The organism is Enterobacter sp. 50793107 (genome assembly GCF_001463365.1).
Classification (GTDB): domain Bacteria; phylum Pseudomonadota; class Gammaproteobacteria; order Enterobacterales; family Enterobacteriaceae; genus Enterobacter; species Enterobacter cloacae.
Window position 1 is genome coordinate 1 of sequence record NZ_LNII01000051.1, and the last position, 395, is coordinate 395.

Sequence of the window (395 nt, forward strand, 5' to 3'; positions counted from 1 at the left end):
TGATTGCGAAAATTTGAGAGACTCGAACACACATAACATGTGTGTCGTTTCAATTTTCAGCTTGATCCAGATTTTTAAAGAGCAAATATCTCAAACATGACTCGCAAGTCAGTTTTGAGATATGACGGCAGGTGACTTTCACTCACGAACCAGCAAGTGGCGTCCCCTAGGGGATTCGAACCCCTGTTACCGCCGTGAAAGGGCGGTGTCCTGGGCCTCTAGACGAAGGGGACGTACAGTCTCAATCGCAAGACGCCTTGCTATTTACTTTTCATCAGACAATCTGTGTGAGCACTGCAAAGGCAGGTTCTTTAAGGTAAGGAGGTGATCCAACCGCAGGTTCCCCTACGGTTACCTTGTTACGACTTCACCCCAGTCATGAATCACAAAGCGCG

Annotated in this window: 1 tRNA gene and 1 rRNA gene; both read right to left on the reverse strand. The window is 47.8% G+C overall.

Annotation, left to right across the window (positions count from 1 at the left end):
* Positions 1 to 157 precede the first annotated feature (157 nt).
* Positions 158 to 233 (reverse strand) — tRNA-Glu (locus APU11_RS07450).
* 84 nt (positions 234 to 317) lie between these two features.
* Positions 318 to 395: ribosomal RNA gene (locus APU11_RS28565) — 16S ribosomal RNA — on the reverse strand; the annotation flags it as partial.